This window comes from Bacillus massiliglaciei (assembly GCF_900098925.1).
GTDB lineage: Bacteria > Bacillota > Bacilli > Bacillales > DSM-1321 > Peribacillus > Peribacillus massiliglaciei.
Genome location: NZ_LT622357.1, coordinates 97,069 through 117,173 on the forward strand (window position 1 = coordinate 97,069; position 20,105 = coordinate 117,173).

Annotated in this window: 19 protein-coding genes; 5 read left to right on the forward strand and 14 right to left on the reverse strand. The window is 45.9% G+C overall.

Annotated features, from left to right (window positions below):
• Positions 1-16 precede the first annotated feature (16 nt).
• Both BQ4305_RS06190 and cymR read right to left on the reverse strand, forming a co-directional pair.
• Positions 17-1,159 carry a cysteine desulfurase family protein gene (locus tag BQ4305_RS06190; RefSeq protein ID WP_110926984.1) on the reverse strand — a complete coding sequence of 381 codons (1,143 nt, stop codon included), beginning with the start codon at positions 1,157-1,159 and terminating at the stop codon, positions 17-19.
• Positions 1,160-1,217: 58 nt separating this feature from the next.
• Positions 1,218-1,634 carry a cysteine metabolism transcriptional regulator CymR gene (gene cymR, locus BQ4305_RS06195; RefSeq protein WP_110926985.1) on the reverse strand — a complete coding sequence of 139 codons (417 nt, stop codon included), beginning with the start codon at positions 1,632-1,634 and terminating at the stop codon, positions 1,218-1,220.
• Positions 1,635-1,942: 308 nt separating this feature from the next.
• On the opposite strand from cymR, the gene BQ4305_RS06200 reads away from it, so the two are divergent.
• Positions 1,943-3,214: a replication-associated recombination protein A gene (locus tag BQ4305_RS06200; RefSeq protein WP_110926986.1), complete on the forward strand. Its 1,272-nt coding sequence runs from the start codon at positions 1,943-1,945 to the stop codon at positions 3,212-3,214.
• A gap of 52 nt (positions 3,215-3,266) precedes the next feature.
• Here BQ4305_RS06200 and BQ4305_RS06205 read toward each other — a convergent pair whose 3' ends face one another.
• Together BQ4305_RS06205 and BQ4305_RS06210 are read right to left on the reverse strand one after the other, a co-directional pair.
• On the reverse strand, positions 3,267-3,890 hold the full coding sequence (locus BQ4305_RS06205) for a hypothetical protein (RefSeq protein WP_110926987.1): 624 nt from the start codon (positions 3,888-3,890) through the stop codon (positions 3,267-3,269).
• Positions 3,891-3,978: 88 nt separating this feature from the next.
• Entirely contained in the window at positions 3,979-4,956 is a 978-nt protein-coding gene (locus BQ4305_RS06210) for a hypothetical protein (protein ID WP_110926988.1), read from the reverse strand.
• Between the two features lie 488 nt (positions 4,957-5,444).
• On the opposite strand from BQ4305_RS06210, the gene tagU reads away from it, so the two are divergent.
• The gene (gene tagU / locus BQ4305_RS06215) at positions 5,445-6,374 is read left to right on the forward strand and encodes a polyisoprenyl-teichoic acid--peptidoglycan teichoic acid transferase TagU (RefSeq protein WP_110926989.1); all 930 of its coding nucleotides are present in this window, start codon (positions 5,445-5,447) and stop codon (positions 6,372-6,374) included.
• A gap of 465 nt (positions 6,375-6,839) precedes the next feature.
• On the opposite strand, the gene BQ4305_RS06220 is transcribed toward tagU, so the two are convergent.
• The 3 genes from BQ4305_RS06220 to BQ4305_RS06230 all read right to left on the reverse strand — a co-directional run bounded on the left by BQ4305_RS06220 (position 6,840) and on the right by BQ4305_RS06230 (position 9,121).
• On the reverse strand, positions 6,840-7,295 hold the full coding sequence (locus BQ4305_RS06220) for a hypothetical protein (RefSeq protein WP_199880592.1): 456 nt from the start codon (positions 7,293-7,295) through the stop codon (positions 6,840-6,842).
• 112 nt (positions 7,296-7,407) lie between these two features.
• Positions 7,408-7,968 carry a hypothetical protein gene (locus BQ4305_RS06225; RefSeq protein WP_110926991.1) on the reverse strand — a complete coding sequence of 187 codons (561 nt, stop codon included), beginning with the start codon at positions 7,966-7,968 and terminating at the stop codon, positions 7,408-7,410.
• Positions 7,969-8,143: 175 nt separating this feature from the next.
• Positions 8,144-9,121 carry a ring-cleaving dioxygenase gene (locus BQ4305_RS06230; protein ID WP_110926992.1) on the reverse strand — a complete coding sequence of 326 codons (978 nt, stop codon included), beginning with the start codon at positions 9,119-9,121 and terminating at the stop codon, positions 8,144-8,146.
• A 261-nt stretch (positions 9,122-9,382) separates the two neighbouring features.
• Between BQ4305_RS06230 and BQ4305_RS21820 the strand changes: the two genes are divergently transcribed.
• Entirely contained in the window at positions 9,383-9,475 is a 93-nt protein-coding gene (locus BQ4305_RS21820) for a putative holin-like toxin (RefSeq protein ID WP_267888094.1), read from the forward strand.
• Between the two features lie 611 nt (positions 9,476-10,086).
• On the opposite strand, the gene BQ4305_RS06235 is transcribed toward BQ4305_RS21820, so the two are convergent.
• The 4 genes from BQ4305_RS06235 to BQ4305_RS06250 all read right to left on the reverse strand — a co-directional run bounded on the left by BQ4305_RS06235 (position 10,087) and on the right by BQ4305_RS06250 (position 14,517).
• Positions 10,087-10,950 (reverse strand): carbohydrate ABC transporter permease, encoded by an 864-nt coding sequence (locus tag BQ4305_RS06235; protein ID WP_110926993.1) that lies wholly within the window; start codon positions 10,948-10,950, stop codon positions 10,087-10,089.
• Positions 10,947-11,972, reverse strand: coding sequence for a carbohydrate ABC transporter permease (locus BQ4305_RS06240; protein ID WP_110926994.1), 1,026 nt, complete (start codon positions 11,970-11,972; stop codon positions 10,947-10,949). The genes BQ4305_RS06235 and BQ4305_RS06240 overlap by 4 nt, the downstream gene beginning before the upstream one ends.
• A gap of 160 nt (positions 11,973-12,132) precedes the next feature.
• Entirely contained in the window at positions 12,133-13,443 is a 1,311-nt protein-coding gene (locus BQ4305_RS06245) for an ABC transporter substrate-binding protein (RefSeq protein ID WP_110926995.1), read from the reverse strand.
• A 192-nt stretch (positions 13,444-13,635) separates the two neighbouring features.
• The gene (locus BQ4305_RS06250; protein WP_110926996.1) at positions 13,636-14,517 is read right to left on the reverse strand and encodes a LysR family transcriptional regulator; all 882 of its coding nucleotides are present in this window, start codon (positions 14,515-14,517) and stop codon (positions 13,636-13,638) included.
• Positions 14,518-14,736: 219 nt separating this feature from the next.
• On the opposite strand from BQ4305_RS06250, the gene BQ4305_RS06255 reads away from it, so the two are divergent.
• Positions 14,737-15,360 (forward strand): chromate transporter, encoded by a 624-nt coding sequence (locus BQ4305_RS06255; protein ID WP_110926997.1) that lies wholly within the window; start codon positions 14,737-14,739, stop codon positions 15,358-15,360.
• 15 nt (positions 15,361-15,375) lie between these two features.
• Positions 15,376-15,918 carry a chromate transporter gene (locus tag BQ4305_RS06260; protein ID WP_110926998.1) on the forward strand — a complete coding sequence of 181 codons (543 nt, stop codon included), beginning with the start codon at positions 15,376-15,378 and terminating at the stop codon, positions 15,916-15,918.
• A 530-nt stretch (positions 15,919-16,448) separates the two neighbouring features.
• On the opposite strand, the gene BQ4305_RS06265 is transcribed toward BQ4305_RS06260, so the two are convergent.
• From BQ4305_RS06265 to BQ4305_RS06275, 3 genes are read right to left on the reverse strand one after another with little or no spacing between them, the layout of a single operon-like run.
• A complete protein-coding gene (locus BQ4305_RS06265) occupies positions 16,449-17,717 on the reverse strand; it encodes a PTS ascorbate transporter subunit IIC (RefSeq protein ID WP_110926999.1) in 1,269 nt (422 codons plus the stop codon).
• A gap of 25 nt (positions 17,718-17,742) precedes the next feature.
• Entirely contained in the window at positions 17,743-18,009 is a 267-nt protein-coding gene (locus BQ4305_RS06270) for a PTS sugar transporter subunit IIB (RefSeq protein WP_110927000.1), read from the reverse strand.
• Entirely contained in the window at positions 18,006-20,072 is a 2,067-nt protein-coding gene (locus BQ4305_RS06275) for a BglG family transcription antiterminator (RefSeq protein WP_110927001.1), read from the reverse strand. Before BQ4305_RS06275 ends, BQ4305_RS06270 begins: the two co-directional genes overlap by 4 nt.
• Positions 20,073-20,105 lie beyond the last annotated feature (33 nt).

A 20,105-nucleotide genomic window follows, 5' to 3' on the forward strand; every position in this document is an offset into this window, starting at 1 on the left:
CCTGTCACCTCATTTATCAATCAACAAGCCTGCTGACAATTGTCGCCGTTTTCTCAGCAGCCTCTGTCACTTCTTCTAACGTATTGTTCAAACCAAAACTAAAACGAATGGAGTTTTTCGTGCGTTCCGATCCTTTGCCGAACATTGCGACAAGGACATGGGAAGGCTCGATGGAACCGGCTGTGCAGGCAGACCCGCTGGAAACAGCAATTCCGGCCAGATCCATATTCACAAGCATCGATTCAACATTCGTTCCCGGAAAGCTTACATTCAGCACATGCGGCAAGGTTTGCCCGCTTGCTCCATTGACTTCATATTGTAAACCGGAACGGTTAAAAACATCAAGCATGGCGTCTTTGAACTCTCCGTATTGTTTCACTTTCTTCGAACGGTCCGCTTCCATCATCTTAACCGCCTCAGCAAAACCGGCAATTGCCGGTACACTTTCCGTCCCTGCCCGGCGTTTTCGCTCCTGCTCGCCTCCGATGGACCGGGACTGCAGCTTCAAGCCGTCCCGCATATATAAAAAGCCAATCCCCTTCGGCCCGTTGATCTTGTGCGCAGAAACACTTAATAAGTCCACATTCAATTCCTTCACATCGATCTGAACCAAGCCATATGCCTGAACCGCATCCGTATGGAAGTACGCCTGATGACCCTTCACAATTTCACCGATTTCAGCAATCGGCTGAACCGAGCCCACTTCATTATTACCGTACATAACGGAAACAAGAATGGTATCTTCCCGAAGCGCCGCTTTGACATCTTCCGCAGAAATTCTGCCTTCTGCATCGACCGAAAGATAGGTTACCTCGAATCCTCGCTTCTCCAAATAATGGGCTGCATGGAGCACGGCATGGTGTTCAATCTCCGTTGTGATGATATGCTTTCCGCGGCTGCTATAGGCCTCAGCCGTCCCGATCAATGCCATATTGTCCGCTTCTGTTCCGCCGCTCGTAAAAATAATTTCATTCTGGGCAGCGCCGATACTGTCGGCAATTACGGTCCTTGACTGATCCAGAATATGGCGCGCTTCCCTTCCGTACGCGTGGATGCTTGAAGGATTGCCAAAATCCTTCTGCATCACGGACATCATCTTATCTATCACTGCAGGATGCATCGGCGAAGTCGCCGCATGATCCAAATACATTCGATTCACTTTTCATTGCCTCCATTCAAAAACCAGGCGCCTTTAGGAAAGGCTCCTTCACTGTGCATTAAATATAGTACATATAGGAATCCTGTTCGATTCCCTTATAATTGGCCAAATCCTGAAGCGTCGTATTATCCAGGACATCCTTCACGGCATCACGGATACGCATCCAAAGCTGACGCTTAATCGGCTCTTCGTCCTCAATTCCCTCCACAGGGGAAATCGGGCCTTCCAGCACGCGAATAATATCACCGGAAGTAATCTCCTGGGGCTCCCTTGATAAAATATATCCCCCATACGCACCGCGGACACTTTTCACCAGTCCCGCATTCCGAAGCGGGGCAATCAGCTGCTCCAAATAATGCTCGGACAATTCATGCGTCTGGGCAATAGACTTTAACGATTTGGGGCCTTCACCATAATGCTTGGCCAATTCAATCATAATCGTCAGTCCATAACGTCCTTTTGTCGAAATTTTCATAACAACACCTCTATTTTCCCGATACTCTCTCTGGTTACTCACTGTGGAAAGTATAGCATAACTCCCCGATAAATGCATGCCGCGCTTTCCAAAACCGGAGCATGATCCGCTTCTTCTCTAAATTCCATCCCATTTGGCTGATTACTTCCATTATTAATTGAATTCTCTGCTATCAGCCTTCCCCATTCCCCGGTTCTTCACACCATAAAGACATGTCCCCCCTGCTATTTCCATCCATCATCCGATCAATCTCCCCATTACCCACGCAGACGCAAAGTATGTTATTTTATAAAAAAGGAGAGATCGTTATGCAGATAAAACCGCTTGCGTTCCGGATGCGGCCGCGCACCATCGAAGAAGTGATCGGGCAGGAGCATCTCGTTGGGGAAGGAAAAATCATTCAGCGGATGGTCAAAGCGAAGCAGCTGTCGTCCATGATCCTGTACGGGCCGCCAGGTGTCGGAAAAACCTCGATTGCCAGCGCGATTGCCGGCAGCACTCAATTCGCTTTCCGAACTTTGAACGCAGTGACCAATAATAAAAAGGATATGGAAATCGTCGCGGCGGAAGCGAAAATGTCAGGCAAAGTCATCCTGCTGCTTGATGAGGTACACCGTCTCGACAAAGCCAAACAGGATTTCCTTCTGCCGCACCTCGAAAACGGCAGCATCACGCTGATTGGCGCCACGACAAGCAACCCGTATCATGCTATCAATCCGGCAATCCGCAGCCGCTGTCAGATTTTTGAATTGAAGGCGCTGGAAGCGGACGACATCGTCCAGGCCCTGTCACGCGCCCTTCATGATCAAGAGCGGGGACTTGGCACCTATCAGACGGATGTCAGCCAAGAAGCGCTGTTCCATCTGGCAACGGCGTCGAACGGCGATGTCCGCAGTGCCCTGAACGCTCTCGAGCTTGCCGTCATTTCGACCGAACCGGATAACTCAGGCACGATAACCGTCGATGTCAAAATCGCAGAAGAATGTATCCAAAAGAAGAGCTTTTCGCATGATAAAGGCGGCGATGCCCATTATGATGTGCTCTCAGCCTTCCAAAAATCGATACGAGGCAGCGATGTCAATGCCGCTCTCCATTATTTAGGGAGACTGATCGAAGCCGGAGACCTTGTCAGCATCGCCAGACGTCTGGTTGTGATTGCGTATGAAGACATCGGCCTTGCGAGCCCGCAGGCTGGCCCCCGTGCCCTGGCCGCCGTTGAAGCGGCAGAGCGGCTTGGATTTCCGGAAGCCCGGATTCCGCTGGCGAACTCTGTTGTTGAGCTGTGCCTGTCACCTAAATCGAATACAGCCTACAAGGCGATGGATGCTGCCCTGGCTGATATACGGGCCGGAAAGAGCGGCGAGATCCCGGCCCACCTGAAGGATGCCCATTACAAAGGGGCCGAGGAGCTTGGCCGCGGCGTGGATTACCTCTATCCCCACGACTATGAAAGCGGCTGGGTGAAACAGCAGTATCTTCCTGACAAGCTGAAAACTAAAAAATATTACGAACCAAAAAAGAGCGGCAAATTTGAACAAGCCCTTGCCGCTGTCTATGAAAATATCGAAAAGAAAAAATAGATTAGCGCATATTAAAAAGCAGAAGCCGGCATCCCATGATTCCGGCTTTCTTCTATATAAAATGAAAACAGGTAATATACCTGGTATTCCAGCTCACCTCTTCCCCGTTATCACACAGCAGCACAGCCATTGACTGTCCTGCTTCTTTCAGCCTGCCTCTCTTCAGCGGATCGGCACCCAGGTCCAGCGCCACCTTTCTGCCCCTCATTTTTTTCAGCTGATCCTCCCAAGTCCTGGACAGCGAGATTCCGTTCGAGGAAGGAAACCACGGGGTCATCCGGCGGCAGTCATTTCCCACACTGAACCTGATTCGCTGCACATGCACCATCGGAACAAATACGGTCTTATAATCTATGGAATGCAGCACAAAATAATTGGTCATTACACTTGTGATATACCCCTTTAATGGCCTGTCCTTTTCTAAAAGAATTTCGATATCTTTTCCTTTCGAAGCCATGAGAAGCTTTCGGAAGGATGTCTCGCGCTCGGCTTCCGGCACAAACTTGCCGCCATCCCCAAGTATGAGCTGTACAACCTGCCTTACCGGAATGTAGTGATCCAATTCATTCTGGCGGATAATCAAAAGGTCATCACCCCAGGCCGCCAGCACTCCTTCCTCCTGAAGTCCTCCAATCGTTTTCACCTGAACGGACTTGCCGACAGCATCATCAAACACTGCTTTCGATCCCCTTTCCAACTGGTTGTCCACGTGCTAATTGAAAAGAAGGCACAACAACCTATAGGTGCTGTACCTTAGTGGTTTATCATGATTGTGGAGTGTTTCCCTCGGCAACCTTCATTAGGTTATCGATCCACATTTTTTTAAACGTATTGTTGGATTTCACTCTGGATTTGGCGAGTGCTGCCGCTACCCCCTTTACTGCAGGTGCCGCTGTTTCTGTTGTTTCTGCTGTTTCTTCTGCAGCAGCAGGTGCAGGGGCTGCAGGCTGCTCGGCCATTACACCCAAGCCTAAGCTCTGAATATGCTCAGTTGGGACATAATACAGCTCCTCTCCATTGACCAGTACAACATATCCTGTTTCTGTCTCAATAATCAGGCCGTCGATGGTTGATTCTTCAAGACGGATCGTCACCCAATTGCGGTCCAGACGGGCCAGCAGCTGATCGAAAGTCAGCAAGCTTGGCGGAGCTGCAACCTCTTCATCTGATTCAAGGCCTGCTTCCGTTTCAGGTGCCAGCAGATCATCATAAATGTCACCAGAAGACTCAGGCACAGATGGAGATTCTGCCGGTCTTAAGAATTGGAATTCCCGCTCAAATGTCGGCACTTCTGCCGGAGTGTCTTCTTTTACAAACGTGAAGCTGTTAACAAAGTGATATTGATAAAAAAGCAATCCTTGATCCTCTGTGGACAGAGCGAAGAAATCTTCTTGGGTTTCGACAATCCTTCCATAATAGGAAGAAGTAGATCCATCATTCACTCTTACCAATTTCCCTATGCTCGCTTCAGTTAAATCAGCCAAGGTTTCAGGAAAATCCGTCATCCCTTCAAGTAATTCTAACGTCTCCTCGGAGTCGGCTGCCGTGCTTCTGGAATTCACCTGCACACTTGTAATAGGCGCTAAAGCCAAGAATGTCAGCTCAGAATTTGAATACAAAACCAAGTAATCTGTTTCAACAGAAATGAGTATGCCTTCTTGAGTTTCTGAACCGTCTAAAGAAATTTGCACTTGCTTGCCTATCAGATTGTCAATAAACGGCAATGCCAAAAATTCATCCATAATTCCACAATCCCCCATATAGTTATTTATACTTTAATGATATTCATACTGCATGTATATGCGCCTTGTCTCCAGAACGGTATCTGCCATTTACCCATTTTCCCTGCAAATGTACATTGACCCATCACTTTTAAGGAACTTTCTTCAACAAACAATCGAATGCTGTGCTGTTCCAACAGATATCCGTATATCCTCTTTTCAAAGAAATCATGGTATCTTATGCAGCAGTCAAGCCATGTGCCCCGAACTTCAAGAGGAAATTTCATCAACAACCTAAATTACCTATACCAACTATAGATCTATAGTCACGGATTCTACGCGCAAAAGAACATTTTTCGAGAACATAACAGGACTAATGGTTCCCTTGTTTTTAACGAGATTTTCAACGCGCACCATCCTGCCATTCCCCTTCCTTCATAAAATTTACCTATCCATTTGGAAATTTTTCTTATATAATACAAGTATTATAGAAAGAAAGGGAGACATTCATGAGCAGGAGAAAAAAAAGTAAGAAAAAATGGCCGAAGATTCTCGGAATTATAGTGGCCCTTTTTATAGTAGCAGGAGGGGTTTTGGCCTTCTCCGTATACCGATCGCTGAACAGCGCTGTGGATACGATGCATACACCGATTGACCGTGATAAATCAGATAAACGGGACAAGCAAGTAACCCTTGATAAGAAAGAACCGTTTTCCGTCCTTATGCTTGGAGTGGACGAGCGAAAAGGAGACAGGGGCAGATCTGATTCCATGATCGTCATGACTGTCAATCCTGAAAAGAAATCCGTGAAAATGCTGAGCATTCCGCGTGATACGAGAACGGAAATCGTGGGTAAAGGAACCCAGGATAAAATCAACCATGCCTATGCTTTTGGAGGCGTGGAAATGTCCATGGACACTGTTGAGAACTTCCTTGATATTCCGATTGATTATTATATGAAAATCAATATGGAAGGATTCAAGGATGTCGTGGATGCAGTGGGCGGTGTGACCGTTGATAATCAGCTTGATTTCACATATGAAGGGGTTCATTTTGAAAAAGGTCCACTTACACTAAATGGACAGGATGCCCTGAAATATTCAAGAATGAGATATGATGATCCAAACGGTGATTTTGGACGCCAATCCAGACAGCGGCAGGTGATTGAAGCAGTCGTGAAAGAAGGAGCTTCTTTTTCTTCTTTGAGCAATTATGGCGATATATTAAAATCATTAAGCGATAATATTCAGACGAACCTGACGTTTAACGAGATGGTCGATATCCAGAAGAATTACCGGACAGCCGCCGGTGATATCGAGCAGCTGAACATCCAGGGAACTGGAACAAAAATCGGCGGAGTTTATTATCTGCAGGTCAATGACGACGAGAAAAAACGTCTACAAAACATGATGCAGGAACACTTAGTCCTAAAAAATTAAATTTTCATGAACCTTTTCATGACAAAAAGACTGCCTATCTTGTAGAGGCAGTCTTTTTTCGACGAAAAAACATAAAATTGCTAGCTAGTGCTGTAGACATTTGTTGGAATATTTGTTGTTTAAATTGTATAAAAAGACGGTAAAATAGGAGTACAAATCAATTAATTTAAAATTCTTCCAAAAGAGGAGCGGATTGAATATGAAAATAAAAGCAGGCAGCTGGGCTATGTTGACAGCCCAAGACAAAATGTTCATCCTAAAAGCGATCAGCCAGCTCTCCCGGACAAATAAAGCCTGAATGCAAATTCGCCGTCTTGACTTTTATCCAGCGAGCGGCGGCATTGCGCTAACTGACTTCCCCCTTGTATCGACATACCTACAGCGCCCCCTTCTCAATCCTTCGCTGAATAAGAAGGGTAGTCTAAAATGCCGCAGCTTGCATGCCTTATGAATCTCACAGTCTTGCTAAAAATGATAATCCCACAAAAGCTTCCATTCTCCTTTTTCCTTAACCGCGTAACAATTTTGTTCAATAGTAAAAATGCCGAACCTCGATTCAAATTCCAGGGTAACCGGAACTTCATAAGCCGTTTTATGCGCCTTATGTTCAGCATCCATCTTCCAATTCTTCACTTTTTCGGCATTCCCCACTTTAAAAGAAAAGGTCTCAACCTCCATATGCTGGAGAAAAACATGCGATTTATTCTGGACATAGCCCGCCCTTTCCGGAAACCGCTCCTTCATCTCTTCATGAAGAAGTTCATAGGAACTGGAAAAGTCGGCATTGCTTTCGTATTCATAAAACTCCCGCACCGTTTTTTCCGGCCCGCCCCCCGGCATACGCAACAACCAAAAACCACTGACTAAAATTACGGCGAGCGCCGCCAGTATCACGGGAAGCGGTTTTCTATGCCTCCTCATCCCATCACCTCAAATGTGCGAGACCCTGTTGCCTCTATTTATATATGTATGGCGAAGGTAACACATTATTCGCATAAAAAAACGGCCTATATTCAGGCCGTCCGATTCAAAATCATTTCCTTTTTTCCATTTCTTTTAAAGCAATCACCTTTAATGCTGTCACTTCCTCTTCCGAAAGCTCACTCTTCAGCTCCTGCATGGCCTCTTGCTTCGACATCGAGCCGTTCTCTACATCCATCTTCATTTGACCGAGCTTTTTCAAGCCGACCTTCTTGATCACGGTCTCCGCAGCTTCTTCCTTTGTTTCAAACGGCAGATCTTCCTTCGCTTTCGTCTCCGCCTTCGTTTCCGCTTCACGGTTCACAGCTGTTTCCTCTGCTGCCGGAGGGCTGTCTGCTTGTTCCGCTTCTATATTTGCGCGGTCGGGAGCTATCTCCGTATCCGCCTCTTGCTCCTCAAGCAGCTTCGTCAGCTCCGGATCCTTTTCTAAAGAACGGGCAATCTGATCCAGTTCTTCGCTATTCGCCATTTCAGAGGTAAGGCTATCCACGAGCTTGTCCGACGCTACCTGCTTAGCATACTGATAGCCTCCATAGATAAGCAGCGGGGCAGCGACTAGCGGAATAAGCAGAAGCAGAGGCCGCGGCCGGGTTCTTCTCGGTTTAATCTTCATACACTTCCCTCCAAACCTTTTTCTTTGTCTATTATCTTACTATAATGGCCCTCGAATGAAAAATTCGTAATTCCCTTTTGGAGGTTTCTTGCGAACTTTGGTGCTAACGGCTCAGAATTCCGGCACAAAAAAAGCCTCGAATGGAAGAAACCCTTCCACACGAGGCCTGTCTTATTTATTCTTTTGTGAATTCTTTTGTACTTCTTACCGTGTCGATGGGACGGACCATTTTTTCTATTTCCTCTCGCTTCGGCTCAAGGAATGGCGGCAGGGATAATTTTTCGCCAAGTGTTTCATACGGCTCATCCCCCATGAAGCCAGGACCGTCTGTTGCAAATTCAAACAGGATTTGCGGAGCGACCCGAGAATACAGGGATTCAAAGAAATACCGGTTTACATAGCCGGAAGTTTGGAACCGGAAGCTTGCCATCCGTTCAATCCATTCTTCGAGAACCTTTCGATCCTCCACCCGGAAGGCGGCATGATGGACCGTTCCATAGCCCTGGCGTCCCTGCGGAAGGAAGGTATTTGATTCGACTGCCACTTGAGCGCCGTTTCCTCCTTCTCCCATCTCAAACAAATGGAAGGCTCCCTCTTGTCCAATTTCCTTAAAGAGAAGCACTTTTTCCATGACTTCTTTTAAATAATCGAAATGCGCTGTGCGGACAAAGATTGGTCCAAGACCTGTAATCGCGTGCTCAAGCGGAATCGGTCCCTTTTCCCATGGAGTGCCTGAAGCGATACCGGCATTCTTTTCATCAGAAATCAATTGATATTGCTGATCATCGAAGTCGACGAAAGACAAGGTCTTTTTGCCGAATTGCTCTTTAATGCCTGTATGTTTTACATCCAGGCGGTCGAAACGCTTCACCCAGTAATCTAATGCAGCATCATCCGGAACACGGAAAGATGTCTTAGAAATTTCGTCCGTCCCATGAATTCCCTTCGGAATGCCTGGAAAATCGAAGAAGGTCATATCGGTTCCGGCACTACCTTTGTCATCTGCAAAGAATAAATGGTAGGTCTGGATATCGTCCTGATTGACTGTTTTCTTAATTAAACGCATCCCCAGCACATATGTGAAGAACTCATAAATTTTTTCCGCACTGCTAGTGATGGCCGTAACATGGTGAATCCCTTTTAACTCGTTCATCCAAAACCCTCCTAAAGGAAATGTCTCTAAGTTGAATATCTTTAATTAAAGATAATATAGCACTCTGAAGTTTTTCTGTCAAATAGATGAATCCCGTTCGCTCCCTTCTATTTATAATATATACAGATGAAATGGAGGGATTCAGATATAACGAGGATAATAAAACAGTTATATATTGGGAATTATAGTATAATGAAGGAAGACAATATAGCGGTATAGCGGGCAGCGGCACATCTCCTAAGAAAGGAGGTGACGCTGGTGATGACAGTAAAAGACGCTCTAGAGTTGATGATATCGTTCGCAACCTTAGTCTTAACCATCATCACGGTTTCTTCTGATAAAAAAAAGAAGTAACCCCCCTTACCCTCGACCAAAGGTGCTTCAAGGTGTGGTTACTCTTTTTTGAGCTAACTTGTCACTTGCCACTGGACGTCGCTGCTCTTTATGCAGTTTGTTGTCTGAAAGAAGGTGCTGGGACTGCCACCCCAGTGCCTTTTTTTATTATATGTGATTTACCTATATTATATCCTTATGGAAGTAAAATACAAACAAAAAGTCGAAAAGCACTGCAGCCATAAACATCCAATAACACGAAAAGAGTAAAAGCCAGTCATGAAGGGTATAGAATAATAATTCAGTTTTTTTAGCATTAAAATCTACTCATAAAGGATGATTGCGATGAATACCACTGAAGGAAAGAAAAAAAAGCGAAGGATGATCCAAAAAACAGACCGGAAAACCCGTTTATGGTTTTCTTATTTTAGCTGGGCAAGAATTTGGATTTAATAGAATGAAAATCCATTCAGGATTCTCTCTCCTAATCCACATGTACTTCCGTAACGAATAGACTTAAAAAAGAAGTTGGACTATAAACAAAAATCAAATTTCTCTGGGAGAAATTTGATTTTTTGTTTAACTGTATAGATTCACGGAGACTTTCCTGGGAACAGGCTCGAGCCTATCGTCTATCCTTTCGTTCCGGACGAAAGATTGGAGCCTTCGATAAAGAATCGTTGGAAGATAAAGAATAGAATCAAGGTCGGCAGCAAGACCATCACACTCATCGCCATCAGGTAATGCCATTGGACCTGAACACTGCCTTTGAAGGTTTGCAGACCAACCTGCAGGGTGTACAGCTTTTCATCATTCAGGTAAAGAAGCGGTCCCAGTAAATCATTCCAGGATCCGACAAAGGACAAAATGGCCACCGTAATTAAAGCGGGTTTAGTCAGAGGCAGCATAATATGCCACCAAATCCGAAAATGGCTCGCCCCGTCCATGATGGCTGCTTCACTGTATTCATTCGGAATCGTCAGCATGAACTGGCGAAGCAGAAAGATGAAGAACGCACTTCCTAGAAAGGCCGGAACAATCAGCGGATAATACGTGTTAATCCAATGCAGTTTGGAAAACACCATATATTGTGGAATTAATGTCACAAATCCCGGCAGCAGCATGGTGGCAAGTACAAGTACAAACCATTTGTTTCTCCCCTTAAAACGTATCTTCGCAAAACCGTAAGCTATAAAGGAATTCACCAGCACATTCCCCATTGTGACACAAATGGCGATAAATAATGTATTCAGTCCCCAGCGGGTAAAGGGCCCCGTCTTCCATGCCTCTGCATAGTTTGAAAAATGAAGAGCCTCCGGAAGAAAGGAAGGCGGATACTTCAAGATTTCTGCCGGTGATTTTAACGAAGTAGACACCATCCATAAAAGCGGCATAATTAAAACGATACTGCCTGCAATTAACAATGTAAGCACAATCGCGTGCTTCGACCTTCTGCGGAACTTCATCGTTTGATAGAATTTTACCTGATTATTCATCGGTCATCCCCTCCATCATAATGCACCCATTTCTTGCTGAATTTCATATTGAATACCGTTAAAAGGAGAATAATCACGAACAGGAACCAGGCCATTGCAGAAGCGTAGCCCATGTTAAATACCTCAAAGGCGTTATTCCACATATGGAGATTATAGAATAACAGCGAGTTCGACGGACCGCCGTCTCCATTTTGGGTCATGACATAGGCCTCCTGGAAAATCTGGAATGCCCCAATCGTACTTGTAATGATGTCGAAGAAGATAATCGGTGTAATCATCGGCAGTGTAATCCGGAAAAATTTTTGAAAGACATTGGCCCCGTCCAGGTCTGCCGCTTCATATAATTCTCCGGAAATACTCTGCATCCTTGCCAGATAAAGCAGCATGCCTCCCCCTACACTCCACAGCTTCATCAGGATTAAGGCCGGTTTGGTCCATTCCGGATCAAACAGCCAGGCAGGTCCTTGGATGCCGAACCAGGCCAGCGCTGTATTCACTAAACCGCTCGTCGGGCTCAGCATTTGCATCCATAAGAAATAAACGGCTACTCCGGAAAGCACGGCGGGCAGATAATAAATCGTCCGGAAGAGCTTCATTCCCGGAATTTTTTGATGCAGCAGGACCGCAACAAAGATTGCGCCTGCCGTCGTAAGCGGAACAGAAAAAAGGACAAAGTACAGCGTATTCCATAAGGAAGTCCAGAATAACTGATCCACTGTGAACATGTGCTTGTAATTTTCGAATCCGACGAAATTCATTTGGGATGTAATATTATAGTCTGTAAAACTGACCGCAAGGGAAAAACATAAAGGGCCGGCTGTCAGAAAAACAAGACCGAGGAGCCAAGGAGAAATAAATAGATAGCCCATCCAATTTTCCTTTCGGCTCCGTTTGCTCTGCTTCTTGCGGGCGCTTTTCGCCTTTGTCTTTTTGGAGGCTGACGCAACCGGCTGGTTTGATGGAAGAGCATCCGGATAAACTGCCGCTTGCTGTATTTCTTCTTTTAACACCGAATTTTTCATATGAAGGCTCCTTTCTGAGATTAAGAAAACCGGACAGCTCCAAGCCTTAAAGATATAGGTGAAAATACCTAGGTTCTATGTAAAAATAAAGGCTGTTTTGATTAGATAGCAGAAGAAGGCCGGCCAGTGCAGAACAGTCCTGCACCGGCGGCCGTGTCTTTTATTTCTTTGAATTTTTCACATCTTGTTCAGCTTGCTTCAGCGCCTGTTCAGGCGAGAGTTTCCCCTGCAGGGCTGCATCGATTTTTGGATTTACCAGACTCGCGTAATCTGGATAGCTGATTGGCACCGGATGAAGTTTTGTATCATCCAGGTTTTTGACAGACTGCTGATACACTTCTTTTTCCTTTCCGCTCATCTCCTGAATCACGCTTAAGGCTGCCTTCTTATTCGCTACATTGTCATAGTTTTTCAGTGCCCAATATTTTTGAGCCTTTTCGCCGGTCATGTACTCAATAAACTTCGCCGCTTCTTTAGGATGCTTGGCCCCTTTTGGAATCTCAAGGACAAAGCCCCCGCCTTCATTCCAATGGCGGTCGCCTTTTTCAAAGGCAGGCATAGGCGCTACGCCAAAGTCCATATCCGTTTTGGAATCCCGGAGCTGGGTGTAGAAAGTTCCGACATCTGTCCAGAGGGCAACCTTCCCGGAAATGAACGGATTGGTCTGCCCGCTGCCAAATTCCGCTTCAAAGGCCTGGACATTCTTTTCGCCAATGCGTTTTCTGTAATCGACTAACCATTGAAGAGCCTCTGCTTTTTTCGGAGTATTGATATACATGTCCTCGCCTTCGAAGAACCCTTTTCCTCCGTCAGCGTTGGCCATCCAGCTTCCTGCTCCAAAGCTTCCCCATGTTGGGTAAAAGCCGATACGCTTATATGTATTTCCCTGCTTCTGGTCCAGCTGCTTTGCATGCTCTTCCAGTTCCGCCCATGTTGCCGGCGGCTTGTTTGGATTAAGTCCCGCTTCTCTGTATGCATCCTTATTATAGAAAAGCAGCCGTGTGTCCGTTGTAAATGGAACCCCATAGAACTTTCCTTTATACTCGACTGAGTCCCACAGATTCGGGTACAGCTCATTTTTAATATCTTCATTTATAAACTGTGATAAGTCTTCTGATTGATTATTCTTCGCACGGTGGTCAACCGTGTTAATATCCCCGACAATCACATCAGCGGGGTTTCCTGCGGCAACGGAAGCCAGATTTTTCGTCCAAATATCTCCCCATGGAACGAATGTATGCTTCACTTCAATTTCATCCTGCGATTCATTGAAATCTTTGATCATTTTTTCAATGACCGGCCTTCTTGTTTCTGACCCCCAAAAACTCCAAAAGTTCACAATCACCTTGCTATCCTTCGTTGTGGCCTTAGCATCCGAGGCATTTCCTCCGCCCGTGCCGCCTGAACAGGCAGAAAGAGCAACACTCAATACCATCATCAGGATAAAAGAGGCAAATACACCTTTCTTCATACTCCCTAACCTCCGTGAATGATTTTCTATTTTTCAGATAATGACACCCTCCTTATTTACCTCCTCAGCAAAGGTTTGAAACCTAAAAAAGTGAATCATGTCGATTTTTGTTCATTCAACCGCAGGCTTCTTATATGAAGTTCATAAAAAAGACCGTCCGAAATAATCGGACGGTCTACTTTTAATAGGCCTTCAGCCTTGAATGAACTCTTCAAATTTTGTCACAGCCTGCTTGTCATAGCGCCTTTCTTTGCTGACCATCCATAAATTCCGGATAATGCTGATGCCTGAAAGGGCTACTTCCTTTAGATAGCCTTGCTCCAATTCCCGTATAAGAGTTAAGCGCGGAAGGATACTGACACCAAGACCTGCTTCAACAGCTCCTTTGATCGCCTGCGTGCTCCCCAGTTCCATATAGCTTTCAATCTTGGAAAGAACCCCATGCTCCCTTAATGTATTCTCCACGATCAGCCGCGTACCTGAACTGGATTCCCGCCAAATCATCCGCTCTTTTTCCAGTTCTTCAATAGGAATGTCCCTGCGATTTTCCCAAAGATGACCGGGAGGAACGACAAGAATCAATTCATCCTCCGCAAACTTTTTCACTTTAAAAGCCTTGTTGTCAAAAAGTCCTTCCACTAACGCCAGATCAATAACATCATTGGAAAGCTCTTCAAGGATATGTGTGGTATTTTTAATCGTCAGCATCACTTTAATATCCGGCTCCTGCTTCTTAAAAGCACCAAGCAGACTCGGCAGCAAGTATTCCCCAATCGTCAGCGATGCCCCTACCCGCAGGCTTGCATTATATTCAGAGATGGACCGCCCGATTACTTCTTTGGATTGATAAAAGTCACTGAGAATCGCTTTTGCAAAAGGGTACAGCAGCTCCCCCGCTTCGGTGATCTTCAGTCTCCCCTCCACCCGTTCAAACAAAAGGGTGCCATAGAAGTCCTCCAGCTGGTGGATCTGTCTTGTCGCAGCAGGCTGAGTCACAAAGCTCAATCTTGCCGCCTGGCTGATGCTCCCTTCTTCCACCACCAGGCAGAACATCTTCAAATTTTCGATTTTCACTAAAACAACCTCCGTCTTTCCTTCTATTCAAATATATCATACCCGTCCGGGAAGAAGCCAAAAAGCGCTTTATAGCGGGGTTTCTCGATAAAACTGATGTATTTTCTTGGTATAACAAAGCGTTATACCCAATCACTTTCTTGCAATTTACCAGTCTCGTTTCTTTTGATAAGGTAAGAAAGAAGATGTTATGCGAAAAAGAGAAAGCAGGTTAGACAAATGAAAGATCAAACAAAAGTATTGTTCCAATTATTTTGGTCCTTTTTTAAAATATCACCCGTCACATTTGGGGGCGGCTTTGCCATGATTCCCTTAATTGAAAAAGAAGTTGTCGAAAAACATCAGTGGATTAAAAGGGAGGATGTCACCGATGTCTTTGCCGTTGCGCAAACGGTACCAGGCTCTTCCGCTATCAATGCAGCAACCTTTGTCGGCCATCGGATTGCCGGGATTAAGGGAGCGATAGCGGCCATGATCGGCTCCTCCATCCCCACTTTCTTCATTGTACTTGTCCTTGCCGCGTTCTATAAATTTTTCGAGAATCATCCAAAAGTAGAGGCGGCCTTCGTATCCATTCGGATTACCATCGTCGCGCTTATCGTATTTGCGGCGATTAAAATCATCAAGACCGCCATCATCGATAAATCAACCTTCAGCATGTTTGTACTAGGAGTCCCGGCCCTATTTTTCATTCACCCGATTCTTGCGATTGCATCAGGCGCGTTACTCGGCATTGGAACGGTCGCACTGAAAATCAAGCTCGGCAAGAAAATTGAATTAGAACGAAAAAAATCAAACAAAGATAAAGACGATTACGGCTACTTCATGGGAGCCGGCATTTAAAAGGAGGGGAACATCGTGGTATTTTGGGAATTATTCAGTTCATTTTTCCTCATTGGCTTCATTTCCTTTGGCGGCGGATATGCAATGATTCCAGTAATGGAAGCGGCTGTCACGGAGCATGGCTGGCTGACCGTCCAGCAGCTTACAGACATGGTCGCCATTGCCGGCATGTCTCCCGGTCCAATCGGTGCCAATATGGCTGTCCTTGTCGGCTATTCAGCTGCAGGGCTTGGCGGAGCCCTCATTGCTGCAGCGGGAATTCTGCTGCCTGCTGTTATCTGTGTCGTCCTTGTAGCTACTTTCTTCGGCAAGTTCCACCATCACCCGACTGTGAAAGCCGCCTTTTACGGATTACGGCCGATTGTCGCAGCCTTAATTATTTATGCAGCCTTGATTTTTGCGCTGTCTAACCATCTATTCAGCTTTGAGCTATCATGGCGGCCGATCAGCTACTTCTTGATATTCGGGCTATCCCTGTTCGCCCTGCTGAAGCTCCGCTGGCATCCGGCATATGTCATCATCCTGTCGGGAGTGGTTGGTGTGGCGCTTTATTCGTAAATAATAAAAACAGGCGGAGATTTGAAATCTCCGCCTGTTTTTTTACCCGATAGAGAGGCAGGCTGCATACTGTACAGTTTGTTCCTAATCTGGTTTAATCCCCATCGAACCCATATACATAGAATTATAATGCAACGCTTTCTTAAATAAGATTCCCTTTCTTTTTGCGTCGCAACATTTATCGTAATGTTTTAAGTAATAGTTTGATAGGAAATTAAACCACTTTATTTTCAATGATTTCATTGATGAACTCTCCTTTTGAGAAAAGACTCCAGGTTTAAGTTTATAAATTCCCAATAGAGAATGTTTGAAAACATTGCGTGTTTTTACGCTCCCTCATTCCCCTTTCACCATAAAAAACACCTATTTTTTTATAAAACTCTTAGCTAAATATATATAGAAAAAGAACGGCTTTCCCCCTAACCAAAATACTGATACTTAGAGATTATGTTCCGGGAAATAATGGGCAGCTCCCGCCTATCAAACGAGAAAAAGCCTTTGGGCTTCCAAAGGCTTTTTCCTATAAGAGATTACGATAATCCAAGCAGTTTTAGAATACTGACGATTAAGACTCCGACTACACCGAAGTCTGCATCACCAAAGGTCGTGCCTTTATAGCCGATATCCCCCATCAAGACGAGCAAGATGGCCGGAAGAAAACTGATAATCAAGCCGTTGGCAAAAGCTCCAGCCATGGCACCGCGTCTGCCTCCGGTTACATTTCCGAATACACCGGCTGCTGCACCTGTAAAGAAATGGGGCACAAGTCCCGGCACAATAACTTTCAGGCCTAGAACCGGAAGCAGGAACATCGAGATGATACCGGCAATAAAGCTGAACAAAAATCCGATGATCACGGCATTTGGCGCGAACGGGAATATCGTCGGGCAATCAAGGGCAGGCTTCGTGTTCGGTGCAATCTTATCAGCAATTCCCTTAAAGGCAGGAACAATTTCCGCTATGAGCATCCGCACACCGGCAAGGATAATATAAACCCCTGCAGCAAAGGTGATCGCCTGGATGAAAGAGAAGACAATAAAATTCGATCCGCCGGAAAGCTCCGCTTCAATGTATCCCTTGCCGGCAAACAAGGCCACAATCACAAAGAATAAGGTCATTGTCAGTGATACGGCAACAGACGTATCCCGAAGGAAGCCAAGTGATTTAGGAACCTTGATTTGTTCGGTCGTTTTCTCCTTATTTCCGAACCATTTTCCGACAGTCGCTGATACAAAGTAGCCGATGGAACCGAAATGGCCGATCGCGAAATCGTCACTTCCGGTAATCTGCCGCACAAACGGCTGCAGCAAGGCCGGGAATAGCACCATACAGAATCCTAGAATAATAGAGCCAATCAGAATCAGCGGGAAGCCTTCCATTCCGCCAACTGACAGGGTGACAGCAATCAAGCAGGCCATGAACAGCGTATGATGCCCTGTCAAGAAAATATATTTAAAGGGTGTAAACCGGGCCAAAAGGATATTGAAAATCATCCCGAGCACCATGATCAAGGCTGTCGACGTACCAAAATCGCTTTGGGCCGCTGCGACAATCGCTTCATTATTAGGGATGACTCCCTCGACATGGAAAGCATGATCGAACATTTGGCTGAAAATCGTGAGTGCTCCTGTCAGAACGGTTGCTCCAGCTCCGATAATGATGAAGCCCATAACCGTTTTCAGCGTGCCGGAAACCACATCCGCACTTGATTTTTTCTGCAGCAGCAAGCCAATCAGGGCGAACAGACCGACAAGGATTGCGGGCGTGCCCAATATATCATTCATAATTATATCCAGCATAGTTTCTCCACCTTTGTTATCTGACTTATGATAGATGCGGTTCCAATTTCGATTTGATTTCCGGAATGCTCATCATATTTTCGAGCGTCACAATCGTCCGGCTTCCGTCATCAAGCTGGCCGACAATATCAGCTGCTCCCAAGAACACATCCGCCTGCATCGTTTTGGCAGAGGCAAGATCCGTATGATCGACTTCCGCTGTCTTGCCCATTTCCGCAAGCGCCTTTTTTACATTCATTTCCATAATGAAACTGCTTCCTAATCCATTACCGCATACAACCATGATTTTCATTCTGCTTCCTCCTTAGTATAGTGATGGATAAACTCCATCAGCTTGGTTTGATCTGATATTTCCAGCATACTCTCAATATGGGCCGGTTCACTTAACAATTGTGTAAGCTGAACAAGTGCCCGAAGATGTGAATCATTATCAACAGCCGCAAGCACAATAATCAGGCGGACCGGTTTATCCGGGGCAAAGTCCACGGCTTCATCCAGCTTAAGCAAGCTCATTGAGAGCGAGCGGACTCCCTCTTCCGGCCTTGCATGGGGGATGGCAACGCCCGGTGTAATGACAACATAAGGTCCATTCATCTCTACCGCCTCAATCATCGCCTTCACATAGCTTTCCTCCACTGTCCCTAAATCGACGAGCGGCTTTGCGGCTGCGCGAATGCCTTCCTTCCAATTAGGGACACTCGGCTGCAATTGAATCGTCTGGCTCGTGAGTAATTCTTCTAGCACAGGTTTTTCCGCCTCCTTTAATGAATATTTGGCCGTCCTCGGCACCTGGCCTGCCAGTGTAAGCCGGAGCGCCTTTTCCAGCTGATCCGGTTCATGGACCGACGCGTATTTCGAAATCACTTTCAGCAATGCCGAGACATCGGCCTGCTGCGGTGTATAGCCATACAGTTCGTGCATCACCTGCTGACGGAGCATCTGTTTATCATGCAGCTCCAGAATCGGCGGAACAACAAACAGAACCGCATCTGTTCTCATATGAACCGTTGAAAAAACAAGATCATAGGCCAGCGGATAGTCGGCCGCTTTCCGTACTGACAGAACATCCAGAAAAAGAATATCCGGGAACAATTCCTTCAGCGTGTAAATGAGGATATTGCTGATTCCGATTCCGTTCGGGCAGACGACTATCGCTTTCTTCCGGTCATCCAGCGTCGTTCCCTGCCGCCTCAGCCATCCGCCAAAATAGATGGTAAAGTAAGCGGCTTCACTTTCAGAGACCGGACGGCCGATTTCGCTTTCCAGCAGCCTCAGCGACTTTTTCGTCAAATGATGTAATTCCGGATAGACCTTCTGAACACGCTCAGTTAACGGATTGTACTGAGTGATTCCATAGCGGATCCGATAATAGGCCGGTTTAAAATGAACATATAATTGCCGGCACAGCTGTTCTTTATCCTGTAAATGAACAAAGGCCAGTCTTTCAAACTCTTCCACTGTTTTCGCAAGCAGGGTCTGGATGACTTCATCCTCTTTCAGCGGGGACAGATCCTTCGTTCGGTTCATGCTTAACAGATGAAGTGCCGCATATAATTTTTCGGTCTGGCTCCACACTGACTGCACGGCCTCCGTCTCTGTCATCCGTTCAATCCATTTACATTCTTCTGATGTGACAAGAGAAGCCCAGCTTTCCTCTATCTGAAGTCCGTCTCCCTTAGCAATCAGCTGGTCGGTAGTGAGAAATAAAAAGGTGAGCTCATGGAGCCGTTCATCCGTAAAAGCAATGCTCAGCTCCTGTTCCATTTGTTCCAGCCCTTCCCGGATCGATTGGATTTGCTTCTTCCTATCCGCCCAGACACACTCCATAATCAGCCGGCTGTTGGTACTGTTCAGCACCTCCCGTACAAGATTTTCTGCAACAACCCTCTTCTTCCGGCTGTCGCCTTCCATCATGTATCCATGCTGCTTGGAATAATGAATCTTCAATCCCAGAAGCTCCATCTTTTCCTTCAGCCTTTGCAAATCCTTTAATACCGTATTTCGGGAAAGTCCGGTTAATGACTGGAAATGAAAGACGGACAGTTCTTCCCGGCTCAGCAAAATCATCAGGCCAAACACCTTTTCCCGATCAGACTCCGAAAAGCTGTATGTCCGTTTCGAAAGCTTCATTTCAAACTGCTGCTCACGAATTTTTTCAGTCAGCGAATACCCAGAACCCCTTTGATACTGCACAGACGGATAGCCCTGATATTCCAGCCAGTCGTTGACTTTGCCGAGTCCATATTGAATCTGCCTTCTAGTCAGTCCGGTTCGCTCCTCCAGCTCCTTCATTGTTAATAAGGATGAATGCTGAAGCAGCTTAAGCAAGCCGGCACTTCTTTCATCTAAAAACATGTCATAATCCTCTCCCTGCTTCTACAATACTGG

Bases quoted from the DNA above. Each gene is read 5' to 3' on its own strand.
- cymR (WP_110926985.1), bottom strand. From the start codon at position 1,634: ATGAAAATTTCGACAAAAGGACGTTATGGACTGACGATTATGATTGAA.
- BQ4305_RS06200 (WP_110926986.1), top strand. From the start codon at position 1,943: ATGCAGATAAAACCGCTTGCGTTCCGGATGCGGCCGCGCACCATCGAA.
- BQ4305_RS06210 (WP_110926988.1), bottom strand. From the start codon at position 4,956: ATGGATGAATTTTTGGCATTGCCGTTTATTGACAATCTGATAGGCAAG.
- tagU (WP_110926989.1), top strand. From the start codon at position 5,445: ATGAGCAGGAGAAAAAAAAGTAAGAAAAAATGGCCGAAGATTCTCGGA.
- BQ4305_RS06220 (WP_199880592.1), bottom strand. From the start codon at position 7,295: ATGAGGAGGCATAGAAAACCGCTTCCCGTGATACTGGCGGCGCTCGCC.
- BQ4305_RS06225 (WP_110926991.1), bottom strand. From the start codon at position 7,968: ATGAAGATTAAACCGAGAAGAACCCGGCCGCGGCCTCTGCTTCTGCTT.
- BQ4305_RS06230 (WP_110926992.1), bottom strand. From the start codon at position 9,121: ATGAACGAGTTAAAAGGGATTCACCATGTTACGGCCATCACTAGCAGT.
- BQ4305_RS21820 (WP_267888094.1), top strand. From the start codon at position 9,383: ATGACAGTAAAAGACGCTCTAGAGTTGATGATATCGTTCGCAACCTTA.
- BQ4305_RS06235 (WP_110926993.1), bottom strand. From the start codon at position 10,950: ATGAATAATCAGGTAAAATTCTATCAAACGATGAAGTTCCGCAGAAGG.
- BQ4305_RS06240 (WP_110926994.1), bottom strand. From the start codon at position 11,972: ATGAAAAATTCGGTGTTAAAAGAAGAAATACAGCAAGCGGCAGTTTAT.
- BQ4305_RS06245 (WP_110926995.1), bottom strand. From the start codon at position 13,443: ATGAAGAAAGGTGTATTTGCCTCTTTTATCCTGATGATGGTATTGAGT.
- BQ4305_RS06255 (WP_110926997.1), top strand. From the start codon at position 14,737: ATGAAAGATCAAACAAAAGTATTGTTCCAATTATTTTGGTCCTTTTTT.
- BQ4305_RS06265 (WP_110926999.1), bottom strand. From the start codon at position 17,717: ATGCTGGATATAATTATGAATGATATATTGGGCACGCCCGCAATCCTT.
- BQ4305_RS06270 (WP_110927000.1), bottom strand. From the start codon at position 18,009: ATGAAAATCATGGTTGTATGCGGTAATGGATTAGGAAGCAGTTTCATT.
- BQ4305_RS06275 (WP_110927001.1), bottom strand. From the start codon at position 20,072: ATGTTTTTAGATGAAAGAAGTGCCGGCTTGCTTAAGCTGCTTCAGCAT.